Origin of the sequence: Calothrix sp. UHCC 0171 (assembly GCF_034931845.1) — a bacterium.
GTDB lineage: Bacteria > Cyanobacteriota > Cyanobacteriia > Cyanobacteriales > Nostocaceae > Brunnivagina.
The window spans coordinates 1-25927 of sequence record NZ_JAYGHN010000014.1 but is presented as its reverse complement, the minus strand read 5'-3'; the positions used below and the strand labels follow the sequence as shown (position 1 = coordinate 25927).

Annotated in this window: 24 protein-coding genes and 1 pseudogene; 10 read left to right on the top strand and 15 right to left on the bottom strand. The window is 40.0% G+C overall.

Translation table 11 applies throughout. The annotated features are described in order from the left end of the window. Positions 1-120 precede the first annotated feature (120 nt). From VB733_RS12840 to VB733_RS12830, 3 genes are all read right to left on the bottom strand, one after another. Positions 121-597 (bottom strand): NifU family protein, encoded by a 477-nt coding sequence (locus VB733_RS12840; protein ID WP_323340454.1) that lies wholly within the window; start codon positions 595-597, stop codon positions 121-123. 360 nt (positions 598-957) lie between these two features. Then, entirely contained in the window at positions 958-1182 is a 225-nt protein-coding gene (locus VB733_RS12835) for a hypothetical protein (protein WP_096618039.1), read from the bottom strand. 11 nt (positions 1183-1193) lie between these two features. Then, positions 1194-1430 (bottom strand): hypothetical protein, encoded by a 237-nt coding sequence (locus VB733_RS12830; RefSeq protein WP_323340453.1) that lies wholly within the window; start codon positions 1428-1430, stop codon positions 1194-1196. A 723-nt stretch (positions 1431-2153) separates the two neighbouring features. On the opposite strand from VB733_RS12830, the gene VB733_RS12825 reads away from it, so the two are divergent. After that, on the top strand, positions 2154-3116 hold the full coding sequence (locus tag VB733_RS12825; protein ID WP_323340452.1) for a hydrogenase small subunit: 963 nt from the start codon (positions 2154-2156) through the stop codon (positions 3114-3116). A gap of 142 nt (positions 3117-3258) precedes the next feature. Further along, the gene (locus VB733_RS12820; RefSeq protein ID WP_323340451.1) at positions 3259-4854 is read left to right on the top strand and encodes a nickel-dependent hydrogenase large subunit; all 1596 of its coding nucleotides are present in this window, start codon (positions 3259-3261) and stop codon (positions 4852-4854) included. 231 nt (positions 4855-5085) lie between these two features. Here VB733_RS12820 and VB733_RS27505 read toward each other — a convergent pair whose 3' ends face one another. Then, entirely contained in the window at positions 5086-5307 is a 222-nt protein-coding gene (locus VB733_RS27505) for a hypothetical protein (protein WP_416336314.1), read from the bottom strand. A gap of 455 nt (positions 5308-5762) precedes the next feature. Between VB733_RS27505 and VB733_RS12810 the strand changes: the two genes are divergently transcribed. After that, positions 5763-6218 (top strand): peptidoglycan-binding protein, encoded by a 456-nt coding sequence (locus VB733_RS12810; RefSeq protein ID WP_323340450.1) that lies wholly within the window; start codon positions 5763-5765, stop codon positions 6216-6218. 544 nt (positions 6219-6762) lie between these two features. On the opposite strand, the gene VB733_RS12805 is transcribed toward VB733_RS12810, so the two are convergent. The 6 genes from VB733_RS12805 to VB733_RS12780 all read right to left on the bottom strand — a co-directional run bounded on the left by VB733_RS12805 (position 6763) and on the right by VB733_RS12780 (position 17202). Continuing rightward, entirely contained in the window at positions 6763-7182 is a 420-nt protein-coding gene (locus VB733_RS12805; RefSeq protein WP_323340449.1) for an SH3 domain-containing protein, read from the bottom strand. A gap of 624 nt (positions 7183-7806) precedes the next feature. After that, positions 7807-8601, bottom strand: coding sequence for a CPBP family intramembrane glutamic endopeptidase (locus VB733_RS12800; protein WP_323340448.1), 795 nt, complete (start codon positions 8599-8601; stop codon positions 7807-7809). Positions 8602-8691: 90 nt separating this feature from the next. Further along, positions 8692-10662 (bottom strand): alpha/beta fold hydrolase, encoded by a 1971-nt coding sequence (locus VB733_RS12795; RefSeq protein ID WP_323340447.1) that lies wholly within the window; start codon positions 10660-10662, stop codon positions 8692-8694. A gap of 11 nt (positions 10663-10673) precedes the next feature. Continuing rightward, positions 10674-10808, bottom strand: a complete 135-nt coding sequence (locus VB733_RS12790; RefSeq protein ID WP_323340446.1) for a hypothetical protein — start codon at positions 10806-10808, stop codon at positions 10674-10676. A 496-nt stretch (positions 10809-11304) separates the two neighbouring features. After that, on the bottom strand, positions 11305-15252 hold the full coding sequence (locus tag VB733_RS12785) for an AAA-like domain-containing protein (RefSeq protein WP_323340445.1): 3948 nt from the start codon (positions 15250-15252) through the stop codon (positions 11305-11307). A gap of 393 nt (positions 15253-15645) precedes the next feature. Beyond that, positions 15646-17202, bottom strand: coding sequence for an AAA-like domain-containing protein (locus VB733_RS12780; protein ID WP_323340444.1), 1557 nt, complete (start codon positions 17200-17202; stop codon positions 15646-15648). 373 nt (positions 17203-17575) lie between these two features. On the opposite strand from VB733_RS12780, the gene VB733_RS12775 reads away from it, so the two are divergent. The 5 genes from VB733_RS12775 (at position 17576) to VB733_RS12755 (ending at position 21106) form a co-directional block, all read left to right on the top strand. After that, positions 17576-18154 carry a hypothetical protein gene (locus VB733_RS12775; RefSeq protein WP_323340443.1) on the top strand — a complete coding sequence of 193 codons (579 nt, stop codon included), beginning with the start codon at positions 17576-17578 and terminating at the stop codon, positions 18152-18154. 156 nt (positions 18155-18310) lie between these two features. Continuing rightward, entirely contained in the window at positions 18311-18772 is a 462-nt protein-coding gene (locus tag VB733_RS12770; protein ID WP_323340442.1) for a hypothetical protein, read from the top strand. Between the two features lie 195 nt (positions 18773-18967). Then, positions 18968-19738: a hypothetical protein gene (locus VB733_RS12765; protein WP_323340441.1), complete on the top strand. Its 771-nt coding sequence runs from the start codon at positions 18968-18970 to the stop codon at positions 19736-19738. A 153-nt stretch (positions 19739-19891) separates the two neighbouring features. Then, positions 19892-20248 carry a hypothetical protein gene (locus VB733_RS12760; protein ID WP_323340440.1) on the top strand — a complete coding sequence of 119 codons (357 nt, stop codon included), beginning with the start codon at positions 19892-19894 and terminating at the stop codon, positions 20246-20248. 279 nt (positions 20249-20527) lie between these two features. Next, positions 20528-21106 carry a Uma2 family endonuclease gene (locus tag VB733_RS12755; protein WP_323340439.1) on the top strand — a complete coding sequence of 193 codons (579 nt, stop codon included), beginning with the start codon at positions 20528-20530 and terminating at the stop codon, positions 21104-21106. A gap of 133 nt (positions 21107-21239) precedes the next feature. On the opposite strand, the gene VB733_RS12750 is transcribed toward VB733_RS12755, so the two are convergent. From VB733_RS12750 to VB733_RS12740, 3 genes are all read right to left on the bottom strand, one after another. Beyond that, entirely contained in the window at positions 21240-21464 is a 225-nt protein-coding gene (locus VB733_RS12750) for a hypothetical protein (protein ID WP_323340438.1), read from the bottom strand. A gap of 12 nt (positions 21465-21476) precedes the next feature. Further along, positions 21477-21740, bottom strand: a complete 264-nt coding sequence (locus VB733_RS12745) for a hypothetical protein (protein ID WP_323340437.1) — start codon at positions 21738-21740, stop codon at positions 21477-21479. Positions 21741-21824: 84 nt separating this feature from the next. Then, positions 21825-22790, bottom strand: a complete 966-nt coding sequence (locus tag VB733_RS12740; protein WP_323340436.1) for a hypothetical protein — start codon at positions 22788-22790, stop codon at positions 21825-21827. A 738-nt stretch (positions 22791-23528) separates the two neighbouring features. On the opposite strand from VB733_RS12740, the gene VB733_RS12735 reads away from it, so the two are divergent. Further along, a complete protein-coding gene (locus VB733_RS12735; protein ID WP_323340435.1) occupies positions 23529-24461 on the top strand; it encodes a hydrogenase small subunit in 933 nt (310 codons plus the stop codon). 393 nt (positions 24462-24854) lie between these two features. Here VB733_RS12735 and VB733_RS12730 read toward each other — a convergent pair whose 3' ends face one another. After that, entirely contained in the window at positions 24855-25427 is a 573-nt protein-coding gene (locus VB733_RS12730) for an ISAs1 family transposase (protein ID WP_323340434.1), read from the bottom strand. Then, the gene (locus tag VB733_RS12725) at positions 25387-25563 is read right to left on the bottom strand and encodes a hypothetical protein (RefSeq protein WP_323340433.1); all 177 of its coding nucleotides are present in this window, start codon (positions 25561-25563) and stop codon (positions 25387-25389) included. Before VB733_RS12725 ends, VB733_RS12730 begins: the two co-directional genes overlap by 41 nt. A 170-nt stretch (positions 25564-25733) precedes the next feature. On the opposite strand from VB733_RS12725, the pseudogene VB733_RS12720 reads away from it, so the two are divergent. Next, a pseudogene (locus tag VB733_RS12720) lies at positions 25734-25927 on the top strand (ISKra4 family transposase); the annotation flags it as partial.

Sequence of the window (25927 nt, the reverse complement as noted above, 5' to 3'; positions counted from 1 at the left end):
TACTATCTACTGATTAATTATGTAGCTACAATCAAAACCAATAACAATAGTGTAGTGTCATCTCCCTGGAAGAAAGCTACTTTAGGTTTTGCCTGTAATTAAACCTACCAACCTACCTAATTATTTAACTACCACAACATTTTTGATTTCTGGGCAATATGTTTGAATTGCCTGTTCAATTCCTTGAGATAAAGTTAAATGCGAAGTTGGACAATTTCGACATGTTCCCATTAATCTAATCTCTACAGTATCCGGCAGCTTAATTGATACTAATTCAACATCTCCATGATGATTTTTTAAATTAGGACGTACTTCTTCAATCGCAGCTTTTAGTCTTTGCTCTAAAGATGGTTGAGGTGGTTTGACAAGTTCGTGGTAAAGTAATACGCCATATACAACTTTGTCTGCAACTGCATTCCTTAATGCTGGCATTGATTCTTGCTTAACACTTTTAATTAAACGTGTTAATGCTTCTTTATGTAGAGTTTCAATGGCTCTTTTTAAGCCAACAGCCACACCTCTTTGGGTTTCATCCCAATCAGCTATAATTGCTTCAAAGCGACTGATTTCCTTAACTAATTCTTCTAAATCATCCATATAGCTCTTTATTGATTCTGATTACTTTATAGGATTACTCTTTAATTTTTGAACATATACATGGGAGAGCATGAGGTGTAGATTATCCTCCCACAAACTACCATTATGTTAGCGATATTAACGCACAATGCTAAAGGTTTTAGTGCGTTATGAACTCTGTTCTTCGACATCCTAATTATGCAACATAATAATACATAATATTGTCAGCGCAAGGTTAGCCATGCCAACAACATTTAACCCGGATTGCTATATATCGGGTTTCTAGAAAATTTATAAAAATATATGTAGGACAGATAGTGCCCACAATATCAGAGTTTCGGCGGACACTATCCAGACTATTATTTACAAATACCGAAAATTTTATTGTGTTTTAAAATCTTTCAATAAAAATGGTACTGCCACACCAGTTAATATGCTAGAAATTGCCACTGGTAATAATAATGGTAGCTGCGTGAATGCTAACAAGATTAATAACAATGAACTAATTGCAGTAGCAATTAATATTTGTTTGGTAAAATATAAAGGGTCACGAATGAGTTTGCCTTTAAAAAATAATTTTGCAGAAAACCAACCAATTTTTAACATAACTTCTCCTATCAATTTGCCAAAATGTAAATCAGAACTAATCCAATTATGACTCCTGGAATTACACCAGCAGGAGCAAGTAAACTTCCCATCATAGCGGAGAAATTATATCCAAAATCTTTTCCAGCTAATAATATTCCCCCAATAGCACCACCAAGCATCGATAATGGAATTGCTATTAGTAGCAACACAAATTCTGTTATCAGATCAATGTCACCGATCGCTAAGTTTGTAAGTATGTTATTCATGATTATTTTGTTGCGATTATGTTAGCGGATTCCAGAGAGATATCACCAGGATTACGCATTCTTAACCCTTCATCGTGAACCGCGATCGCACACCAGCATATTTATAACATGAAACTAACTTGGTAAGTTTTATCAATTATTACCCAGCCATTTGATGTCTACTAGCTTTTGCTTGATTTTATTCAACCAGTCAATATCTGAAAGCATCAGATAATACTATCTGCATTGCTCACAATTATTCTGTGTTCAGAATAGCGCAAATTTAGATTAATTTGTCATTTATTCACATTTTTTTTTATTTTTTTTATTTTTTCAGTCTCACTTCATTGAGCAAGTTTACTCATCTACTGAAACTATCATGTTCATTTTTTGCAAATTCCGACATCAAGACTTAGTTAATTTCCAGAATTGATGACCTAATTATGTATATTCAGAATACTGAGAATCAGAAAAATTACTAATATCACCACAATGAAATAGATAAATTCAAATAATGTCTAACTATATACAATGAGATTTTGTTTCTAGAAAAGGTGTTTTTTGAATACACTATAATTAAACAAAAACATCAAACTTTATTAAATAAAAAATAATTTTTATTAAGCTCAAGATAATTAAATTTGCAAACATTGAATAATGAAAAAAGAATTCAGTCTTAACAGCAGAGGCAATAAAGCATCTACCTCAGCCAAATATTGATCAAAAATTACCCATACATAACAGATGGCAAACGTACTATGGTTGCAAGGTGGAGCCTGTAGTGGTAACACCATCTCATTTTTAAATGCTGAGGAGCCAACAGTCTGCGATTTAATCGCTGATTTTGGAATTAATATACTTTGGCATCCTTCACTAGGATTAGAATTAGGTGAAAATTTGCAAGCTCTTTTGCGGGATTGCATTTCCGGTAAAACACCTTTAGATATCCTCGTATTTGAAGGCACAGTAGTTAATGCTCCCAACGGTACTGGACATTGGAATCGCTTTGCAGACAGACCAATGAAAGATTGGTTAAGCGACCTTTCCAAAGTAGCTAAATTTGTAGTCGCAGTGGGAGATTGCGCGACTTGGGGGGGAATTCCCGCAGTTGCACCAAACCCCAGTCAATCCCAAGGTTTGCAATTCTTAAAACGGGAAGCAGGCGGGTTTCTAGGAACAGATTATCGGGCACAATCCGGATTACCCGTAATAAATATTCCTGGATGTCCCGCACACCCAGACTGGATAACGCAGATATTAGTTGCGATCGCGACTGGACGTATCGATGACATTACTCTTGATGAATTCCATCGTCCAGAAACCTTTTTCAAGAGTTTTACTCAAACAGGTTGTACTCGCAACATACACTTTGCTTACAAAGCATCCACAGCTGAGTTTGGTCAACGCACAGGTTGTCTATTTTACGACTTGGGTTGTCGCGGACCAATGACCCATTCTTCCTGTAATCGCATTCTCTGGAACCGTGTATCTTCAAAAACCCGTGCTGGGATGCCTTGTCTGGGTTGTACTGAACCAGAATTTCCTTTCTTTGATTTAGAACCAGGAACTGTGTTTAAAACCAAAACCTTAATGGGAGTTCCCAAAGATTTGCCACCAGGAGTAACGCGCAAAGACTACGCTTTACTGACTATGGTTGCCAAAAATATGACACCAGCTTGGGCTGATGAAGATATGTTTATTGTTTAGTGACTAAGTCCTGTTTAAAAATAATTCAGGACTCTAAATAAATAACTCGTAATCACCCCTAGAAATAAACTTAGGGGCTTGATTGCAATTTTGACATGTATATTCTGACTACTGACTACTGAGTTTTTATAAGGAGAGGAGAATGGCAGTTAGAACATTAGATATTTCACCTGTTGGTAGAGTTGAAGGTGATTTAGATGTGCGTGTGGAGATTGAAAATGGACAAGTAGTTAATGCCTGGACACACGCAGAACTATTTCGTGGTTTTGAAGTTATTTTGCGTGGGAAAGACCCACAAGCTGGGTTGATTATGACACCCCGAATCTGCGGAATTTGTGGTGCTTCTCACTTATCTTGTGCTTCTTGGGCATTAGATACAGCTTGGGGAACCGAAGTCCCTCGCAATGCGATATTAGCAAGAAATATTGGTCAACTAGTCGAAACAATTCAAAGTATACCTCGTTATTTTTATGGTCTATTTGCAATTGATTTGACCCATAAAAAATATCAGAATAGCCCTTTTTATGAAGAAGCCTGTAGACGGTTTACGGCTTTCACTGGTAAATCCTATGAACTAGGTGTGACAATTTCCGGTAGACCTGTAGAAATTTACGCACTTTTTGGTGGACAGTGGCCACATTCGAGTTACATGACCCCTGGAGGTGTCATGTGTGCCCCAACCTTAACAGATATCACTCGTGCTTGGTCAATCCTGGAATATTTTCGCACTAACTGGTTAGAACCAGCATGGCTGGGTTGTTCATTGGAACGCTACGAGCAAATTCAAACCTATGATGACTTTATGGCGTGGCTAGATGAAAATCCCAATCACGCCAATTCCGATTTAGGTTTTTATTGGCGTATGGGTTTAGATATCGGTTTAGATAAATATGGTGTCGGTACAGGAAAGTATGTAACCTGGGGCTATTTACCTCACGAAGATAGATATCAGAAACCAACAATTGAAGGGCGAAATGCCGCCGTAATCATGAAAAGTGGAGTATATGATAGCTTCAGTGATACTCATACTTTAATGAATCATACCTTTGCCCGTGAAAATACTAGTCACTCTTGGTATAACGAAGGGAATGAAGATATTCATCCATTTGACCGTTTAACTCAACCCATAGACAACAATGATAAGGACTTTAATAATGCTTATTCATGGGCAACTGCGGTAAGTCATGTTGATTATGGACGTTTAGAAGCAGGAGCTTTAGCACGACAGTTAGTTGCTGGTGGTAGACATGGTGAATCTTGGCAACATTACGATGGGTTTATTTTGAGTGCGTTTAAAGCAATGGGTGGTGCTAGCATCCATCTACGACAACTAGCACGAGTCCATGAAATCGTGAAACTATATCGCGAAACCGAACGGTGCTTGCGCGAATTTAAACTAAATGATCCTTGGTATATTAAGCCCAAGGAAAAAGATGGACGTGGTTGGGGGGCAACGGAAGCAGCACGGGGTTCTTTATGTCACTGGGTAGAGTTGGAAGGTGGGAAAATTAAAAATTATCAAGTTATTGCTCCCACAACTTGGAATGTTGGACCTCGTGATGCCAAGGGAATACATGGACCTATTGAACAAGCGTTAATTGGTACGCCAATTCAAGACCCCACCGATCCCATAGAAGTCGGGCATGTGGCACGTTCTTTTGATTCCTGTTTAGTTTGTACAGTTCATGCACATGATGCAAAAACAGGTGAAGAATTAGCACGTTTTCGCACAGCTTGATCAGCTTTTTCTAGTACACAAATAATCAATTATAGAGATGCAATAGAGCCTGCCTCCATTTGGAGTGATGCGATCGCATCTCTACATTAAACTGCAACGTATCTAATTTGTATATAAGACGCGGGCAAGATGCCCCGGAGTTTTACGTGAAGAATATCTCCCCGGAAACTTCTCTCCATACTACAATTATTTTGCGTTTTTGACTTATATAAAATTTAGCTGCATATCAGCTTACAAGATTTTCTTCCCAAACAGTAATATCATGACACCAGCGCTTGATGCTGATGCAGTCGCACCACCATTTTCATGTCGATCAAGCATATCGGTCTGTCCAATTACCCAATCTGCGGGTTGACTTTTGTGAGTAGGTAAATTTTTCCACTCTAATAACTGATGATGTCCTGTATCTGACACCCATAAAAAATAAGCACCTCGTGGAGGAAAGATTTCCATAGTGCTTGGAGCCAAAGGAACAAAAGAATGCTAATTGTTCCGGTGTAATTGGTTTACCTAAAATTACTTCTGCGCCTGATTTTGAAAGTAGTAACTGTAATAAACTGAGGTCTGCTTCGAGAATTATTTTTTCTGTCAAATTACTTAATTGACTTAAATGATGCCCAAAATATCCCATTAAATGATTTATCTGGGATTGATTCATAAAAATCTTCAGTGGTAATCTATACACGAACTTCAAAACATCATTCTTGCTGTCTGTTATATTTTTTCTGAAATCTATACTCAGACAAAAAGACTTGTTATCTATACTATTGCGTATAGATTGTGACTGGACTTAGCGATCGCATAACTAACTCCCTGGTTCAAATTGAACAAGAAAACTCAGTAAAGTAGAAATAAAATTTTTCTTTTCTGGGTAAAACCAGATAAATATAACTAACAGGAGGACATAAATGTCAGCAGTAACAGAACCAACTCTAAAGCAGGGTTCCTCTGGTGAACCAGTGAAAGAACTACAAAGACTATTAGCTCGACTCAGTTATGCCCCAGGTCAGGCTGATGGTATCTTTGGTTCCCACACCACAGAAGCAGTAAAAAAGTTTCAACAGGCTGAATCTCTTGTAGCAGATGGTATTGTGGGACCCAAAACTTGGGAAGTCCTGTACAATCGAACTTCCCAGGGTTCTACCTCCAGCCGTCCAATGCTAAGTATAGGTAGTACAGGTGATGCTGTCAGAAATCTACAGTCTGCACTTAAGGCTTCTGGAGATTATACTGGTCAGGTTGATGGTAGTTTTGGTTCTAATACTGAAACTGCTGTTAAGAAATTTCAGAGCAGAGTAGATTTAGTAGCTGATGGAATTGTAGGTGAACGTACCTGGAATAAAGTTGATCAAATCGCTGCTTAATAATTAACTCTAGTCACGGAAGAATAATAGTGTATGGGCTGTTAAAGTTTCATTGTTGACATTCCTATTGATGACTTCCCTTCTAGTTCTGAGAACAATGTTAATTTCATCTCTGGAATTCATCTCTGGAATTGGTTGATAAGGGAAGTCATATAAGCTTTAACAAAGTAAATTTATAATCCGAATAGATTCTTAAATTAGGTTTTTATATAATAGCAGTTTTGTTTTGGAATCAAAAATTTTTACTTCAAGCAGTGCAAATAATTATAAATCAATCTAGATAATTAAGAACAAGTATTAAGACGAAATAACAAACGCGATCACTTTAATTGATAAAGTTATTAGCACTAGTATTAATTAGTAACAATAGCATTAATTTTTATGATAAATTTGTTATTTTTCATGGGAGCATCCAGCTTGGGGATAGAATTTATTTTTATCAATCATGTACCAATTTTTTTAGAGTGTGAGAATTCTTTTTCTCCCAAAAGTGGACGCTCCCGTTGTGATTATCTATTACACTGAAAAAATCAGGAAATCGAGTTTATTCGCCACCATCGCTGAAAATAATATTGTCACTACGAATCCAACCAATTGCTCCCGATCTTGGGAACTTCACTTTGCACCAGTTACGTCCTCTACCCCCTCGATCATTATCTTGAACGCATTGCAAATTTTGGACGCGATCGCCACCTAAGCCGTAGCCCTGAATGCGCGAGTTGATAGTTGGTCTTGCACGTAGGTTAATTCGCCTTGTCCGACCTCCAGCTAGTCTCGCCCAATTAGTTCTAGCAATTAGATTAGGTTGCTTTGACTGATTGAAAAAGGAAGGATTTGAAGATGCAAACACATCATTATTAATTGCTGGCACTTGTGTATTAACCATGTTTGCTTTTACTGGAAAAGCTGTAGCAATTGATGCTAAAGATAAAACAGTGGCAACAAGTGATGTTTTAAGTTTCATGCTTTTTGTGTCCTAAGTATTTACAAATTAAACTCTAGCTAGCCTTGGTTAAGCCCTAAAACTTTTTGCTTCAGGGATATCTGCATCTGAAAGAAATTAAACTCTTTCAGGAAATTAAAAATTCAATTTTAATCTCCATTTATGCACCAATCTGAACTCAATATTTTCTAGGGATAGACCTTTTAAAGTCAAAAAATTCAGTAGATACAAAAAACTTTGCATTCTTCTGAATCTTTCTACTTATTGAGAATCTTAAAATTCTTAGATACAATCAAATTTCCCATGTTTTCTTATTTACTTCAAGTGCAGATAAATCAGTTAAGCTACTTATAGGCAAAGTCTTGCTGTACAAGATATTTTATACTCAATTCGCGTGTAAAATAATACTTTTAAACAGAGTTGAAGTTTGTTTGAATATTTTTTGAATATAGTTACATGGTTTTACATTCAGCCTGATTTAGCTCTCCCAAAATTTATTCAATCTCACCTATAACATTTCTGTTAGGAGAACTTGACTATTGTAAAATGGCGTAAGTGGTTAAAAGAGAGCATAAATATTGAGAATTACTGATCAACTGAAGTTATACCAACAATCAACAACTGTTCTTCCCACACAGCGATTTGCTAAAACGTGATTCCTATCTTGTCCAAAATCGCATCTTGCTTTTTCCGCAGATTGAGCCACAACAGCACACCAACAACGATTTCAATTGGGTAAATCGCAGCACTGATCCGTGAAACTGTGGTGGCAACCTGTGGGCTAACAATAGGAGCAGTGAACAAGGCAAAATCCCAAAACCAGTGAAACAGGATCAGGGGCAAGATGTGGTTAAGTTTAAGCATCATTAGTCCAAATACCAAACCAAACAGAAAGGTGCTAAACAGTTGGAACGCGATCGCTACGGGTGGCGCACCAGCAAACACATTTACGGAATGCAGTAGCGAAAAACCAATCCCATTGAACAGCACTGCTTTGAATACCTGGTTTGGCTTGAGAAACCCGTGTAAAAGCATACCTCGATAGATAACTTCCTCGTTGATACCGACAAAAAGCGTGGTGAAGCCAGCTATAGCGAATAGTTGCCACTGTGCGGCACTGAGTGATGTTGTCGCCAAGCCCCTTAGTAACAAAGTCCACATCACTGTTAGTAACGCCAGGTAGGGTGTAAACCAGAGGAGTTTACGGCTATCCAGCTTGCGAAAACCGACGACAGACCAACCAAAGTAGCGAGTGACAACAAACGCTGTCATTACAAAACCAACCAGCACGAAAAACCAAAAGATGTTCATCATTTCTGGGCTACCGTAAGTAATACCCCGAAAAGCTTTTGTATAGAACATACCAAACCCTGTGAAAGCCGTATACAAAAAGGCGACTAAAATCGCAATTTTGGGTTTTGCCAAAGATGTTAAATCCATAAATTTTTGCCTCTATTTTTTGTATGGGTTGGCTTAGCTGAACCTTAGTGGACGAGAAGCGTTTGATTGATCGCCCACTCAAGGATTGGTTTACTTCACAGGTGGCAGTACAAACTTAGGTTTCAAAGTTTCCCTACATTCTGCATTGGGAGGACGAGAGGGATTATTCACAAAAGCAGCTCCAACATCCTTCGCACACTGGGAAAAAAGCAGCACACCATGTCCTGCCTTGGGAAATTCTAAATAGGTGCCATTGGTTAATCCCGCCATCGCCTGTTTGCCAACAGTAGAATTAGTTTGGATATCATAACGCCCCTGAAGCACTAGGGTCGGAATCGTGCTTTTTAACACTTCGCTGTTCTTGGCTGGGGCAGGCTCAACTTGCCAAGACTTACAGAGGGCATAGGCTTGCCTAGCAGCTTTTAAATTCGATCGCCCTAACTCTGGCATTTCCATTTGCTTGGCGTTGGCTTCAGTCTGAGCCGGGTTGCTAGAGGGAACCAAATCTTGGCAGTCAAAACTCCGAAATGTGCCACCAGGAGTGGAAGCATCCAGCAGTTCGGCATTACGAAAAATGGTGCCGATCACCTCATAAATATGACGGATTTCCGTATCCGTCTTGGTTTGTAGGGGCTTGGTTAGAGCCTCAACCTGCGATTTAGGGAAGATTTCCGCAATTGTGGCAATCAACGTTTTGCGATCGCGTGGCATTCCGCTTTGGTAGCCCACACCGTAGAAATTACCGCGAGTGATGGTGCGTTCCTTTTCCGGCAAGGTTTCAATGACATTCAGCACTTGTTGCACCCATTGTTGGGAAGGTCGTCTCGATTCCAAAAATTTAGCCCTCTCGGACAATAGCTTGCGGGCTTGCTGTCTCAATTCATCACCTTTAGCCATTAGTTCTTGAGGCGCACCAATGGGGATTGTCTTCGGTGCGGGTGTAGTGAAAATTTTGCCAGAGGCAGCACCTACATAGGTAGTGGTCACGCCCTTCTCCAATTCCGATATCATCAGGGGTAGGTACTCAGATATTCTATAGTCCTGATTCATCTTGCGAATTAAAGCCTCAAATGCCTTTACCGTGACACTTTCTGGTGGCTTGTTTTTGTCATTAGATGGTATGGGAATTGGTTTTTTGTCTAGTGCCTTCAATAAAGCGATCGTGCGTGCCTTGAGATTGGGATAAGCTCCATTGCAAGCTTTATCCTGCTGGCAATCCTCAATCAAATTCAACGTTGAGACTTCCAAATCTCTAACAACGGCTTCGTACTTTTTAACCTGGGGTGGGATGGTCGAATCTAGGACAACACTACGGATACGCTGTGGATGGTCACGCATGACTCGCATCCCCAGGTACGTGCCATAGGAAATACCGTAGAGATTAATTTTGTCATAGCCCAGGGCAGAAGCCAAATTTACCACATCTCTGGCATTATTCGTGGTGTTGTACTGGTTGAGGTCAGCCCCATAACCCTTGAGAATGCTATGACACAACGCAAAAACAGCGAGAGCTTGACCATCGGGATCAACAATTGGATCTTTGAATTTTTGAGCAAAGGCTGCATATTTTTTCGCCAATTCATTACCAGGCGCATTAATCACTTTTTCCAGGATAAAAGCCGTAGGCGAACAAGCCAAATCCCCAGAATATTGGGAGCCACGTTGGTCAAACAGAATTACATCACGGCTCTGGCGCTGTTGCGTGTATAGGGGAATCATGAATGATAGTGCTGATATGTCGCCGCTACCGGGACCACCATGTAAAACGACAACAGGATCGGGCTGCGGTGAAAGGCTTTTACTCCGCAGTAGCGTGTAAGTTAACTCGACTTGTCTCCCCGTTGGCTTGCTGTAATCTTCGGGAACAGCAACGACACCGCAAATAATGGTTTTACCTTCGACTTCTTCAGGGTCTGGCGGTACTGGGCAAGGAATTTTAGTGGAGCGGGAGACAGAGGACTTCAAGGATGAATCCTGGGCTATTACTGAAGAATCTTTTGCTGGAAAAGCGATCGCTAATCCCAACAACAAACTCACAAATCGGAAAGTTTTTTGATTCATTTTTAGTTAATTTAAATGATAGGAGCATCGGTTGATGCTTTGCCTCCCTTTTGGAAGTGCCAGAGGCGGGCAATATCCCTGACAATAAAAACGTTGAGAACTACCAAAGCGATCGCTTGCAGTAACCCAATTTTAGGAATCGGCAAAAGTGCAATGAACGCCGCACCCAGAGGATAGTCTAAAATCAGGTTTCGGACTTTGAAGTTGACTTTGCCAAGATGATCTATTGCAATCGGTGTTGATAGAAAGTCTTTTTTTACTCCCCTCGCTAGAACACTCTCTTAGCATAAATGTGATAGATATTTTGTTATCTGGAAGTCCCTAAAATATCCTTCTAATTGAGTTCCATGTCAAGTCCCACACAGCAACTAAATCGCTCTGATTTCCTCACAAATGTAAAGTAATTCAAGATTAATTGATATAAATGATGCTCAGTTCATATATTAAATGATTTATCTGATGTTGCACTACAAAAATATAGTTGGTGGGGTACATTAACATTTAATAAAATTATTTCATACAACTATTCTCACTAACCTATACTTTCTGCTTTATTTTTTCCAGAGCTAGGTTTAATTGTTTCGCATTCTCGCTGTATAAATACACAAAATGTATACACAAAATTGCTCAAGTTATGATTTCCTACTTGCCATCACATAAGGAGCGATCACCGTGAGGCGTATACTTCCGAGCATCGCTCATATTTGAAGATGTCTGCAAGTAATCGCGTATCCAAGCACAACTAGAGTGCATGATCTGCTTTATATCCAATACTTGATCAAGTTGCCAGAGAATCACCACATCATCTAATCCCGCAGATGCCAGCAGTGCGCCTCTAGTTTTCGTAGCCGGATAAAATGCTACATCCAACGCTCGTTCTTCATGTCCTTCCAAAGTGGTGAGCAGGGTGCCATCCATTTTCCAGAGTTTGATGGTTTTGTCCCAACTGGCAGAAGCAATTACAGTACCCCAGGCTGCTGGGAGTCCAGAATTGGCGGGAACAAAGGTGATAGCATTGACGCGATCGCTGTGTCCTGTAAGTGTGCGAATGAGTTTGCCATCTAGTGACCAAAGTTTGATCGTGGTGTCCTCACTGGCAGTTGCTAGCATTTGACCATCTGGACTAAAAGCAACATCCCACATATTACTATTATGTCCTGGCAGTTGGAACTGAGGTTTGGTCGGAAAGCGCCCTGATTTCTGCCGTTGCCACAGGTGGATAATTTTATCCCGACCCACAACTGCTAGCCATTGGTTATTGGGACTAAATGCCGCAGTATGAAGGACGACTGGACTTTTTTGCAGAGCTTGGATTAACCTACCGTCGCGGTGCCACAGTTTCACCGAGCCATCCCAACTGACGGAGGCTATTTCTGTCCCCTGGGGATTGAAGGTGACATCAAATACGACATCCCCATGGGCTTTGATAGTCTGTAATTGTTTGCCATTGATGTCCCACAGGTTCAGGAAGCCATTATTACTACCAATAGCGATCGCCTGACCATCAGGACTAACATCCACTGCCCAAGCCTCTCCTTGATCCAGATTTATGGTATGCAGAAGTTTACCATCCGGTTTCCATAAGTTCACTGTACCATCGGCACTGGATGAAACCAATGTTTGACCATTGGGAGCGATCGCCACATTCCACACCGAAGCGCGATGTCTGCGTAACACGGTGACGAGGTCGGGGTGCAGTTCCCAGATACGAACTAATTTATCTTCTCCGCCAGAGATCAGCCTGTAACCATCAGTGCTAAATGCTACTTCCCAAGTGCCGCTAGGATGAGCATTCAGGCTTCTGGTGACGGCTTTGTCAGTATTCCAGAACTTGATAGTGTCATCCCAACTACCAGAAACCAAGGTTTGCCCGTCTGGACTGAAAGCAAGGCTGACAACTGCACTATGGTGTTCGGAGGCGGTGTGCAATAGGGTGCCATCGATATGCCACCACAATATATTCCCATACCAATCACCTGTTGCCAGGGTTTGCCCATCACGACTGAAAGCTACACTCACCAGGCGGTTTTTGCCTTTTTCGGAAGGGATGGAGTTTTTCAGGGTGCGAATTTTCGTTCCATCCAAATTCCACAGGATGACTGTATTATCCCAACTAGCAGAAGCAAGCGATCGCCCATTCGGGCTAAATGCCACATCCCAGACGAAATCATTATGTCCGGCGAAAGTTCGCTTTAAGTTGCCATCCACGCTCCAAATTTTTACAGTTTTGTCTTGACTAGCAGAAGCAATCCACTTGCCATCTGGACTGACAGCAACCGATAACACCTTCTCTTGATGACCCCGGAAAATTTTCAGGGGTGAACCATCCCGCCGCCATAACCGCACTGTAGCATCTTGCCCTGCGGAAACTAGGATTTGCCCATCCGGACTAAATTCTACATCGTTGACCTCTCTTTCATGACCCTTGAGGGTGTGCAGCAATTTGCCATTCGCTGCCCACAGGAAAATCTCAGACTGTTGATGTGCCGAGGCGATCACTTGTCCGTCACGACTGACGGCAATACCCAGCACTCGTCCCTTGTCACCACGTAACCGATTCCTTTCAACAGCTTGAAAGGTAGCACGGCGTAACCCTCCTTCGACTTGGACAGCTAACTCCGTGGGCACACCAGGCAATTTACTCAACTTATTCTGGGCTTTGATGGCAGTCACCAGCGCATCTAACCGATTTCCAGAGGCAAACTGCGCTTCCGAGGTATGGGTGATGGCTTCAATTTCTCGCAGGGTAGCTTGCCGTCTTTGAGCAAAGGCGTATAATCCCAAACCACTGGCGATGACAAAGGCTGCACTCACAGTTAGCAACAACCATTTTTGTAACCGACTAGCACGTTGTTGTTGTTGAAGTCGTTGCTCAACTTCTCGCAATCGCTGGATTTCTTCCTCCCGTTTCAGGTTATCCATATCGGTGCTGGTGCCAAACCACTTAACCACCTGTCCGCTTCCATCGCGGATAGGAATTGCCCGATTCAGAAACCAGCGATAGTTTCCCTCCCCATCTTGTATTCTCAGTTGTACTTCGTAGGGTGAGTTTGTTTCCAGGGAATATGCCCAGGCTGCAAGACTACGAGGTTGATCGTCGGGATGAACCACATCTAAACGTTGCCAGTCCTTTATTTCCGAGAGCGATCGCCCCGAAAAGCTAGTTCCCTGCTGGTTGCTATAAGACAATTTACCATCTGGCTCCAAAATCCAAACTATTTGGGGTATAGCTTCTGCCAGTTGCCGAAAGAACCGTTCGCTTTCCTGTTGTGCCTCAAGTTGCTGTTGGATTAACTGCCGTTCTGCATCCTGACTGGCAGTAAGAAACTGGTAATCTAAATCGCTGAGGCTTTTGTCCTGTGCCCACTGTTGCGCTGCCACTAGACATTTTCCCCGTAGTAGTGTGGAGGTATCTCTGCGTTGGGACGCAACCCAAGCGTTAATCGCAGCAGCATAGGGACGCAGACGGTTCAATTGCTGGTTTACCCATGCTAGGTTAAAAACATGTTGATAAATCGGATTTTTGATTGCTAAGTGATTACCTTGGCGCACCACCAATCCTGAGAGCAATAATTCCAGCTGCTCACGGCTCTCATCCAGGGGTACGAATTCTCCCTGTAACAGTTGTTGATAAATGCCCAGCAATCGTCCAGTACGGTTTTCATTCCAGAATAAGCGATCGCGGATAGTGCGTAAATGTACAGGTTCATCGTGAGTTTCCCAATTGTCCAGGCAATAAGCTTTAACTACCTCATCTACCCACAACGTTTCCCTATCAGGGGAAATCTGTAATCGTGATTTTTCCCCTTGCTCCCTCACATAAATCACCATCTGACAGAGTTTTTGGGTAAGAAAGGGTTGTCCTCCCGTCCAATACAGAATTGCCTGGAGGGTGGCGAGGGGGTTTTCTACCGCAGGGTTCAGTCCTGCTGCCAGGGGTGTGGCTTCTGTAATTGTAAACCCATCTAACTGGATGGCGTGACCAATGTTGAAGGGTGTCCGCTGCTTATCAGCAATTAAATCGGAGGGTGTTGTCACACCAAATAGGACAATATTCAGGCGTTGATAACGGATATCATGCGATCGCTGGTGATAACAAGAGCGAATCCAGGCAAAAAAATCGTCCGTGGGGAATTCTAGACTTAATAAACTATCAATTTCGTCAATAAAAATATAAATTGGTGTTTGGGAAAATTGTCCCCATAAAATTTCTTCTACAAATAACGTCAAGCACTGGATCCAAGGGATATCTGCATGGCTGGCGAACCAATCCCGATAATTCACAATTCCCAGTAGCTGAAAACTCTGGAGTAGACTGACTATAATGCCGCGATACCATTGCTGGGGTGTGAGGCGATCGCTTCCCAAGCGAGTCATATCCAAATAGCCGCAATGTGCCCCATCCTGCTGGAGTTGTTGCTTTACCCGCACCAACAGCGATGATTTACCCATCTGCCGCGCATTGAATACATAGCAAAATTCCCCTGCCCGTAGTGCCTGGTAAAGCTGGCGGTCTGCCTGCCGCACTACATAGTTGGGCGCATCCGCCTGAAGACATCCACCAACTTTGTATCGAAAGGAATTCCCCATAAGAGTTAAGAAGCTAACTCGAAACTAGGCAGCAAGCAATTATAACCATATGACATAGTTGGGGGCATTAGCATTTAGGGAGGCATTAACTTTACAAATGTTTGGAATCATCATGGCAACATTTTTCCTGAGAGGACAATATTGCAGAATACTGAACTTATACTAAAAACGGTCAGAAAATGAACTTCTCAAAATTCTATTAGCGTTTATTTATAGGTTTTGTAGCTAATCGCTATAGGCGTAGCCTTCTCCTAGAGTACAGCTAATAGCTAACCGCTCGTACTATCACTATAAAGTTGTGAAGAATTTACTGAGTGGTTGCGGATGTGTATAACATCTAAAAACATCTAAAAAATCATTATTTTTAATTATTTTCTGCTAGTTTGACCCAATTTATGATACCAGATATTGACCAAAGAAGTCTTGATACAATTTACAACTAATCACCCAGCTTTGTTGCTGCGATCGGATTAAACCCATATTTTCTAATTTGTAAGCATTTAATGTATCTAGAGGATTACTATGTTCTTGTCTTAAGATTCTTTGGAAATTATCTAATAATTGTGAATTTTGTTGTAATTTATTGAATAAACTTTGCAAATGTTGACGATAAATGCCAGTATGTGTGCTTGCGGTTGTGCAAATCTCTTCTAATGTTAATTCTTGGCAACGGATGTAATAAAGAGCCAAATTAATCAGTGCTGGATGTCCTCCGACCAATTGCATGAGTTGCTTGGCTTCATTATTTGCTCTCCAATCAATGTCATATTTTTTTGCTAATTCAATTACTTGTTCATGATTAAATTCCGATAATTTTAACGGCAATCCAATGTTAAAAGGAGATTGATTAATGTCAAGAGGAATATAAACCTCAGTAGAATAAATAATCAACATTCGGAGTTTTTGCCATACTTGTTCCTGTTGTGCTTCCTCTTGCCATGAACGTAACAAAGGTAGAAATTCTCTGGCTAAATTTGGATATTCAAAAATATGATGGACATCATCTAATACCAACAATAAAGGTTGTTCTAAAGGTGCGATTAAACATTCTTTCATGTAAAGGGTACAACTCAGTTTATTGCCAATTTCTTCATCCCAGTATTGTTCTGGGTGGGATTCTACTCCCAGTTTCCGAGAAATACTTGCAGTTAACCATTGCATGAATAATCGTGGCTTGTGCAAAACATCAATATCAACTTGATTGAGGTTAAGTGTTACAGTTTTATAACCTAACTTCATAGCATGAGCCAAAATCCGCAACATTAAAGAAGTTTTGCCCATCTCTCGACAACCTTGAATCCGAATCACGCATCCTGGTTGTGTGATTTCTTGATATGCTATTTCTTCCAGTGGGCGACGGGGAATATACAATTGGGAATCTACAGCTATTGGACCACTAGGATATTTACAATAGTGTTCAAGATTATATTCATAGTGATTATTAGGCAATAATTCAAGGGTTGTATCTGGGATAGTTGTAGAGGTTTGCTCAACCCGTTCTTTGAATGTAACGACATGAGAAGATTTTTCCTCACCAACAACTATGGAAACAATTTGAGATATTACATTATTAGCTGAAAATAAATCTATATCCCCTGCATTTTCAAAGGCATCTCCACCTATAACCTCTTCATTTTCTTCCCAGCTTTCATCTATTCCATTGATATAATCAGCATCAAAAAGGGTGTAATCTCCCTCATCCAGTCGCAAATCAAAAGCACTAAAGCATATTCGTAGAGTGCGCGGATCTATTCTAGAATTTAAAGACCATAAACGACTCAGGGTAGCGGTGGAAACTCCAATGCGATCGCTTAGTTCCGCTTGTGTAAAACGCTTTCCTCCCCTTTCTGTTCTCTCTACATCTAAAATCGCTGCTTGAAATCTCTTCAATCCAGCAACAGTCAAAACTACTCCCCGTTTTCGCTTTGATGTGTTATCGTATTGTTTCATATCTAAACTAAAGATTTAATTTTTGTATTAATTATTATTATCAAGTTATATTTTTATCTTAACTGATGTAAGTGATATTTTTTCAGGAAGACAACATAAATTTTATTGAAGAAAACCTGAAAACTAGATGACTAATAAAAGTATTTTGTCAATCTCACTATCAGCAGAAATTTTTGTACTATCAGGATAGCTAAGGGTTTCACTCTTTCTGAAGAAATGTACCAATTATATCCTGGTCATCAATTTGGTAGTATTTCTGAGTAATTTGCTGGAAGAGTCCTTAACTGATTTATCTGCGCTTGAGGTGAATAGGGAAACATGGGAAGTTTAGGGCTAATAGAATTTTAATTATGTTATTAGCTCAATGATAACCATGAGAACAAGTATATTTTTGTCAGTTGTACTGATTACAGGTGCATTAATCACACCAGAAGCAAAAGCTGCTAGTGTTTGTGGAGAAAAAACACCAGAAGCCAAATTTAGAACTACAGGACACTTAGTAACTATTTGTCCAGGTGAAGCCAGTTTTCAAATGGTCATTACCTATCACGATGGTTCAGGATACATCAGAGTCCCAGCCAATCGTGAAGGTGGAAAGTTTTCTGGTTCTGATGGAAAACACAACTACATCATTGATTCCAGAAAATTTATCATTGGCACCGATGGGGAACAGCCAAAAACGGAAAATGTCACCAATTCTCAGGCTCAAACAGATCAGCCAACGCAAAGTTCTTCAATCCGCAATGAAACTTTAACTTATAGCACTTCGGCATTTTTTCAACGGGATCAAAGTATCAAAATTCGCCTGACACAAGGACAAAAACTCAAAGTTAATTGCGATCGCAAAACCAATATTCCTGGTAGTAGCTTTGAGTATGTAGAGGCAACTGATAATAATGGCAATAAAGTTTGGGTAGCAAAAGCAGCTTTGGCTTCCAAGTGCCAACCTTAAGCTATGAAGCTGTAATTTTTACTATTCTCAAGATTACCCTCTAAACAATTTTTTACTTGCTTTACATACACAGATGTTCTCAATCATCAATCATTAAATAACAACATTACTAAACTTCATGAGCAGGATTCTGAAAACTATCGGAGAAAATCATTGATGAAATTGAGCATTTTGGTTGTGGTGGGATTAATCACAATGGGTGTGATCGCCCAATCCGAGTTAACAACTGCTCAACAAAGTGAGCAAGTTCCCAATACCTCGCAACAACAAAATGACAGGCGATCGCCTATTGCTGCCAAAATTAATCCCAACAAGCCGATCCAAATTCGTGTTGTGAATCAGTCAAACGTTAACATCCTGGCTGTACTTGCAGAGCCAACATCGCGTGAACGCAACGTTATACCACAGAAGTCAGTTACTTTTGGTACACTCCATACCAGCTATCTACCGCCACCAATCGATTTGACGGTATATACGGATGTTAAAGACACAAATTTACGCGCTCAAGTTAAAGTCGTACGTAACGAGCTAATTGTCACCATCACAGGTCAGCCAGCCACCTTTGGAATCACGCGATCTATTTATGTGGATGAAAAGGGTTCTATCTATGTCTACTAGTTCGTCACCCTAAATCAAAGACTCAAAACTTAGCAGCAATTGTGTCAGTTTAAATCCATCTTTGTTTAGTTGGAAATTCGCCCTATGGCAACTTGTGTGCAAACCATTTCATCTTGCTCAAGGTAATGGTTAGAGAAAGGTGTACTCCATTTAAATAAAAAACGCTGTAATATTTAAAACCAGTAGAGTAATTCTATGTTGAATTTCACCAAAACAACTCGATTGTCTCGATTCGTTAATTTCGCAGTTTGTGGCATTCTCTTGAGTTCAGTTTCCATCAAGACGGAAGATGATTCAGTTTTAGCGCAAGAAATTAAAACTGGTAGGACTCCTTTGCTAGTCTCACAACGATTTCCTACACGTGAACTCAGAGCCGAGTCGGGACCAGATGACAAGGGTCGTTGGCGATTCTATAAGCCTAATGATGTCTCACTAGATGAAATGCGATCGCAAGGTTGCACTTTTGTTGGTACTGGTTCTACGCCTTGGCGCTGTTCTAGTCGAAAGATTAGGGTGCAAGTAAATAATAATAACAATAATAATCAACCAAATTATGGCTATGGAGACTCTACACGTGAACTCAGAGCCGAGTCGGGACCAGATGACAAAAATCGTTGGCGATTCTACAAGCCTAATGATGTCTCACTAGATGAAATGCGATCGCAAGGTTGTGTTTTTGTTGGCGGTGGAACTCCTTGGCGCTGCTCTAACCGGAAAATCAGGGTGCGAGTAAATAATAACAATAATAATCAACCAAATTATGGCTACGGAGGCTCTACACGTGAACTCAGAGCCGAGTCGGGACCAGATGACAAAAATCGTTGGCGATTCTACAAGCCTAATGATGTCTCATGGGATTCAATGCAAGCCCAAGGTTGCACTCACGTTGGAACAAGTGCTGGTCATCCTGCGCCTTGGCGTTGTCCTCGCCAAAAGATTAAGGTACAAGTGGATAATAGACCCTAATAACTGAATTTGTAAAAGTCAAGTTCTTGCTCTACAAAGATTTCAAGAGTTGAGGCTTAGATACAAATAATTCACTGAAATATATATGTAGCAAGAGCTTCTTCTTTCTGGAAATTTATTTCAAATTACTATTAACTTAGCTGCGGAAAAATCATGAAATTTCAGATAGCATTGATTGCCACATTTTTCTCTTTAGCCTCAATTTGTAATGTTTTGCCAGCGAAAGCAGATACTGTCAAGGCTCGCTGTGATGTCTACCCGAAAGGACAAGATCGGGCATCTTCTTCTGGACTTTGTAACTTCTCTCAGCGTCAAGGTTTTGTCAGTATCCAACTAAGAAAAAATGGCAAGCGCTATGAGCTTAAACCTGTGGGAAACAAGCCTGGGAACTATGTGGATCGGAATGGTAAAGCAGCCTATAGACAATCAGGCTTAGGCAAAAAAGGTCAAATTTATCGACTCGCAAACGAGTCCATTTTTGTTTATTGGGATACTGCTCCTTATAAATAATACTTACCTCAGGTAATAACAGCCCCCGATTAAAATCCGGCTTTAAAACGGCTTCTGATCTGCTTCTATCTACGATTTACCCCTCTTTGCATGTAGTTCGCTCTCCCCCTTATATGAGGGTTTGCAGCATAAGTGAAAGTAGGGGTGATTATCGTGAGTAGGTAAATTTTCCACCCTAATAACCGATGATGTCCTGTATCTGACACCCATAAAAAATCTTTAATTGAAAAAATTAGCTCATAATATATCTATGTAGGCATTTTTAATGTTTAATTGTCTATGAGCAACTTACTTCTCAATATTCCCCCCAACCTAAAAGTTACCCAAGAGCAATTCGCCCTCCTTGCAGCTGCGAATCGAGAGATACAGCTAGAACTTACTCCCACAGGAGAATTAATTATTATGCCCCCTACGGGAGGAAATACTGGTAAGCGAAACATAGACATAGAAGGACAACTTTGGTTTTGGAATCGACAAGCAAAACTAGGTGTGGCTTTTAACTCCTCAACCGCTTTCCTGCTCCCCAATGGTGCAGAACGTTCCCCGGATGCAGCTTGGATAAGTCAAGCCAGATGGGAGAACTTACAACCAGAAGAACAAGACTCTTTTCCACCACTTTGTCCAGATTTTGTAATTGAATTGCGTTCCCAAAGTGACAATATGGAACCATTACGTAGAAAAATGCAGGAGTATATCAATAATGGATTGCTCTTGGGATGGTTAATTGATACAAAGAATAAAAAAGTTGAAATTTATCGCCCCAATCAGCCTGTAGAAGTCTTGGATAATCCGACAAGTTTATCTGGAGAAGAGGTTTTACCTGGATTTGTTTTAGATTTGCAAGTTGTGTTTAGTTAGAAATTTTGCAGGCATTTATTTCCATTTATCCAAGGCGCAAATAATCAATGATAGAGATGCGATCGCACCTCTATATTTTAAGTCTATATTTTGAGATTTAAACCCAATTGTGAATAAATCAAATCGCTACAAGCTATTTCATTTTGAAATCTCGAAATAGATAAGGCATGACTATTCCAGTGATTAGACTGGATGTAATTATAGCTATTCCTAATGGTATTTCGGTTTGTGCTAGCGAAAGAAATAGCGTCAGCCCAATTACCGTACCAAAAACAATTTTCTTGATAAAGTCAACGGGGTCACGGAGCAGTTGACCTTTAAAAAATAGGCGAGTTGCAAACCACGCTATTTCTAACATGATTCCTCCTGATTATTGTGCAAGTATATTTAAAATAGCCAGTCCGAGTAATATTGTGGGAATTACACCTGCTGGTCCAAAAAAACCACCTAAAATAGCAGATAATTCATAGCCTAAATCTTTTCTGGCAATCAGTAATCCTCCAATTGCACCACCTGCCATTGAGATAAAAGTGGCTACTATCAGCCAAATAAACCCTGTGAAAAAATTAACTTCATCTGCTGTTAAACTGACGATTAATTTATGAATTAGTGGGTCATTAATAATTTCTTCCATTATTTTCCTCTTTTGATTGTTGTTTAATTAATGTTTGCCAATATTTATTGTCAAGAGTTACATAAAGTGTTACGTAATTTTTCTTTATGCTAATTCTTTTTGGATGTCTTTTAGTGCTTGTTCCACTAATTCGGCTTGCTCAATTTGTTCATGTTCCTTAAAGATTTCTAATGCTTCTTGATAGTAATTACTCGCTTGTCGCAAATTTTTTGAATTCCCAGATTCCCAATCTTCTAAATTATCAGGAAGATTAGATAGAGCATTTGCTTTATTTGCAATAGTATTAGCGTATTCTAAGGGAGTATCACGGGGGTTACGAACTTTTAAAGCTTCATCGTAAGCAGATATCGCCCGTAAATTATTTTCAACAGGATGTGAACTGGGTAAATATTGCAGCGCGTTACCCAAATTATTCTGTAACATTGCATATTCTCTAGGGTGTTCTATCAGCTGAATATGCTTGAGTGCGACTTCAAATGACTGTACAGCTAATCCATGTCGCAAATATTCTTTTTCCGATGATAGTGGCATTGAGAGGTAGGCGATCGCAATATTATTGTGCAAAATCGCATACTCCTGGGGAAACTCTTCCCAGGTAAACCCTTGCAATGCTTCCTGATAGGCTTTGATACTATCGCTAATTCGCGCTAAGTTATGGTTTGCTAAGGACTGTAACACTAACCCCAAATTCATTTGCACTTCGGCAACTTCCTGCGGTGTCGCCAAGGAAAGCATAATTGGTAATGCTTCCTCATAACCTGCTTTTGCTTGCAAAAGTAAATCCGTTCCTCCTGCGGGAATAGCCTGTAGCGCATTAGCCATTCCAGCCTTTGTCCTGGCTTTTAGCAAAGGGTAATCATCTTTGCATAATTCATATGCTTGGTAGTATAGCGATACCGCATTACGCAAGTCCTTTGGTGCTTTCGGCTGTTTTTGACAACCTTGCGCCAATTCAATCAACATCTGAATTTTTTCTTCAGTTGTTGCAGACTCGGATGCGATCGCTTCCATTGCGGCTTTGACTGTTGAATCTGTAATACTAGAGGACATGTCTGTTCTCTTGAGAGATTGGGGAGGATTGAGTGTTTTGTTGTTTTGGCAACTTCATGAGATTTTTTGGTTAATTAATTTCACTCCATTAACAATTAATTTATACAGATATAGATTGTGATTTCACCACACTAAATTCACAATTTTCTTTAATTAACCTCAGTTAACTCAGATAAAGTATATATATGCAATTAATCGCAAGTAGTTACTAGTTAACAATTTACAATTAACCATTTAATTAATAATTAATTGTTATTAGTTAACATTCTCTATGAATTTAGTTGTATTACTATTTAAGTTTGGTGTTTTAAATTTTATAATTTGAGTATGTGTCACAGATAAATCAGATAATTAGCGACATTCAGCAATTATTGCTTATGGTTTTTCTGTATAATCAGACTCACAAAACAAAATATGTTGGTAAATAGACAAAAATAAAAAACATGGTGTCAGATACAATATAATTACCCCAAGTTTGATATGAAAAAAGAGGTAGTGTCAATCAGACTTAGATAATTTTGGATTGGGATAAACATGATTTTAGACGTTCAAGAAGATAAATATGAATACTTTTGAGTTTTCTCAACAAAATTTATCTCTTGGGTGTAAGTATAATCTTTTCTCAGGTTAGCCAATAACTTGTAGCAAAATATCATCTAAAACTCAAACCCTAAAATCCCAAACCTATAACTCTACACCCATAATTGGCAGGGTAAACAATCAGAACACAATTAGCAAATGACAAACTTACTATGGCTACAAGGTGGAGCCTGTAGTGGCAACACCATGTCATTTCTCAATGCCCAAGAACCCACAGCTTGTGATTTGATTGCGGACTTTGGTTTTAATCTACTTTGGCATCCCTCACTCGGATTAGAACTGGGTGAAAGCCTACAATCAATGCTGTGGAATTGCGTGTTGGGTAGGATTCCCGTAGATATTCTCGTATTTGAAGGTTCGGTGGTAAACGCACCTAACGGTACGGGGGAATGGAACAGATTTGCCGATCGCCCCATGAAAGACTGGTTAGCTGACTTATCTAAAGTTGCTAATTATGTTGTTGCCGTGGGTGATTGTGCAACTTGGGGAGGAATACCAGCGATGTCACCAAATCCCAGCGAATCTAAAGGTTTACAATTCCTCAAACGTGAGGAAGGTGGATTTTTAGGGAAAGACTTTCGTGCCAAATCCGGTTTACCAGTAATCAATATACCTGGATGTCCCGCACACCCAGACTGGATCACACAGATATTAGTGGCGATCGCCACCGGACGTATCGGTGATATTGCCTTAGATGAACTCCACCGTCCGCAAACTTTCTTCAATACCTTTACCCAAACAGGATGTACTCGCAACATCCACTTTGCTTACAAAGCATCAACAGGTGAATTTGGTCAACGCAGAGGTTGTTTATTCTACGATTTAGGCTGTCGGGGACCTATGACCCATTCTTCCTGTAATCGTATTCTCTGGAACCAAGTTTCCTCAAAAACTCGCGCAGGAATGCCTTGTATTGGTTGTACAGAACCCGAATTTCCCTTCTATGACCTCAAGCCGGGAACTGTATTTAAAACTCAGATGTACAGTACAAGTAGGTACCCTGTTATTCTTTCCCAAAAAGAACTGGAACACCTGGTGCTGCATGAATTCCTAGCAACTACCCAAATTTAAGGTTTTTCTGTCACTCGAATTATCGAAATATTTTATCTATACACTAATTGGAGGAAAATTCTATTTTTTAATTTTTATTCTTTGTTTATAAAAAATCAGTAGAATCTCAGATAACTTCCAGTACAAGAGTGCTATTTTTTTTTAGGAAAATAATTTTTCATATTTACTTTATACTAGTTTGCAAAGTATTTACACGTAGATTTTATTATTTTTTTAATAAAAGAATTCTTGTGTAGCCTTTATTCCAGCGATTTGAGTAGATGAGATTACTAGAAAAAGTTTTTTTATATTGGTATAAATCCTGAGTGGAAAAACTAAGAGTTGTACATATAGTTAACGATATAGCAAATGCTATAGCGAATAAATTACTTAGAAATATTAATGGAACCAGGGCTATTTCATTCTAAAAAGTTCAATAAGTGTGTTCAGTCCAAAACCAGCCATACGTTGAGCTTGAGCCATGTTTTGAAAGCCGATGTCTCGATATAAGTTAAGTGCCAAATTACGCGCAATTGCCCAGGATTGAATTAAGGGTGTTGTTCGTATTCGTGATACATCTTCAGCTTGGGTGACATCTCTAACATAATGTACTTTATTTTCAACACCCCAGTATCCTCGAATCCTTTCAGCAAAAGCCTTGGCAGTATCAATAAAAGAAGCAATATAGTAGCGAGTTTCGGTCGAGACTTCGACAATATTTGCCCGATAAATATGTCGTTCTGATTCGACACGAATAAGGGTTTTTAGCCCTGGGAAATCAGGAATCCCATCTAAATTTTGGCAAATACTAACAGTGCGTTTCTCAATGCGACCATGCCCTTTATTGATTTGGAAGTCACTTTGAACCGGGATAAAATTGTCTTCTACCGCTTTGAGTAAACCTGATTGATTGCCCTTTAAAGCCCCTAGATAGTCATTTTTAGTATCAATAATCACCTGTGCTGTTTTTTTGGGTGCTGATGGCATCAAAAGCAAACACTACACCCTCGATTGCCATTTGCTCGATAAAAGCAGGAATAGCGGTAATTTCATTCGTTTTAGATGCAACTTGATAGGGTTCAAGAATTAACCCTCGCTCAACAATGTAAGCGCTAACCAACATAATCGCGGGATGATACTCTACATTTGGATCGTCGCTAATGGCTTCGTATGAACCTCGCAGCACTTTACCATCTATTGCGATTGTTTCTCCTGGAAACGGTTGAATACCAAAAAACCTGGATAGACAACCCGAATAAGCCTGATAATCAGTGCGTAAAAGGATGCGGCGAATTGTGCTGTAATGCTAGTGCAATCGCAGAAATACTCTACAAAAATACTCCAGTTGAGGAACTAACAAGCTTAGGCAAGATAGAAGAAGTAGTACGTAGTCAAATGCAGGAACATGTAATGCCTACTGTTGGGGTTTTTTTATCAGAAATGTCACAGGAGAAAGCACAGGACACAAACGAGAAATAAAAAGTATC

Bases quoted from the DNA above. Each gene is read 5' to 3' on its own strand.
- VB733_RS12840 (WP_323340454.1), bottom strand. From the start codon at position 597: ATGGATGATTTAGAAGAATTAGTTAAGGAAATCAGTCGCTTTGAAGCA.
- VB733_RS12835 (WP_096618039.1), bottom strand. From the start codon at position 1,182: ATGTTAAAAATTGGTTGGTTTTCTGCAAAATTATTTTTTAAAGGCAAA.
- VB733_RS12830 (WP_323340453.1), bottom strand. From the start codon at position 1,430: ATGAATAACATACTTACAAACTTAGCGATCGGTGACATTGATCTGATA.
- VB733_RS12825 (WP_323340452.1), top strand. From the start codon at position 2,154: ATGGCAAACGTACTATGGTTGCAAGGTGGAGCCTGTAGTGGTAACACC.
- VB733_RS12820 (WP_323340451.1), top strand. From the start codon at position 3,259: ATGGCAGTTAGAACATTAGATATTTCACCTGTTGGTAGAGTTGAAGGT.
- VB733_RS27505 (WP_416336314.1), bottom strand. From the start codon at position 5,307: ATGGAAATCTTTCCTCCACGAGGTGCTTATTTTTTATGGGTGTCAGAT.
- VB733_RS12810 (WP_323340450.1), top strand. From the start codon at position 5,763: ATGTCAGCAGTAACAGAACCAACTCTAAAGCAGGGTTCCTCTGGTGAA.
- VB733_RS12805 (WP_323340449.1), bottom strand. From the start codon at position 7,182: ATGAAACTTAAAACATCACTTGTTGCCACTGTTTTATCTTTAGCATCA.
- VB733_RS12800 (WP_323340448.1), bottom strand. From the start codon at position 8,601: ATGGATTTAACATCTTTGGCAAAACCCAAAATTGCGATTTTAGTCGCC.
- VB733_RS12795 (WP_323340447.1), bottom strand. From the start codon at position 10,662: ATGAATCAAAAAACTTTCCGATTTGTGAGTTTGTTGTTGGGATTAGCG.
- VB733_RS12785 (WP_323340445.1), bottom strand. From the start codon at position 15,252: ATGGGGAATTCCTTTCGATACAAAGTTGGTGGATGTCTTCAGGCGGAT.
- VB733_RS12780 (WP_323340444.1), bottom strand. From the start codon at position 17,202: ATGAAACAATACGATAACACATCAAAGCGAAAACGGGGAGTAGTTTTG.
- VB733_RS12775 (WP_323340443.1), top strand. From the start codon at position 17,576: ATGAGAACAAGTATATTTTTGTCAGTTGTACTGATTACAGGTGCATTA.
- VB733_RS12770 (WP_323340442.1), top strand. From the start codon at position 18,311: ATGAAATTGAGCATTTTGGTTGTGGTGGGATTAATCACAATGGGTGTG.
- VB733_RS12765 (WP_323340441.1), top strand. From the start codon at position 18,968: ATGTTGAATTTCACCAAAACAACTCGATTGTCTCGATTCGTTAATTTC.
- VB733_RS12760 (WP_323340440.1), top strand. From the start codon at position 19,892: ATGAAATTTCAGATAGCATTGATTGCCACATTTTTCTCTTTAGCCTCA.
- VB733_RS12755 (WP_323340439.1), top strand. From the start codon at position 20,528: ATGAGCAACTTACTTCTCAATATTCCCCCCAACCTAAAAGTTACCCAA.
- VB733_RS12750 (WP_323340438.1), bottom strand. From the start codon at position 21,464: ATGTTAGAAATAGCGTGGTTTGCAACTCGCCTATTTTTTAAAGGTCAA.
- VB733_RS12745 (WP_323340437.1), bottom strand. From the start codon at position 21,740: ATGGAAGAAATTATTAATGACCCACTAATTCATAAATTAATCGTCAGT.
- VB733_RS12740 (WP_323340436.1), bottom strand. From the start codon at position 22,790: ATGTCCTCTAGTATTACAGATTCAACAGTCAAAGCCGCAATGGAAGCG.
- VB733_RS12735 (WP_323340435.1), top strand. From the start codon at position 23,529: ATGACAAACTTACTATGGCTACAAGGTGGAGCCTGTAGTGGCAACACC.
- VB733_RS12730 (WP_323340434.1), bottom strand. From the start codon at position 25,427: ATGCCATCAGCACCCAAAAAAACAGCACAGGTGATTATTGATACTAAA.
- VB733_RS12725 (WP_323340433.1), bottom strand. From the start codon at position 25,563: ATGTTGGTTAGCGCTTACATTGTTGAGCGAGGGTTAATTCTTGAACCC.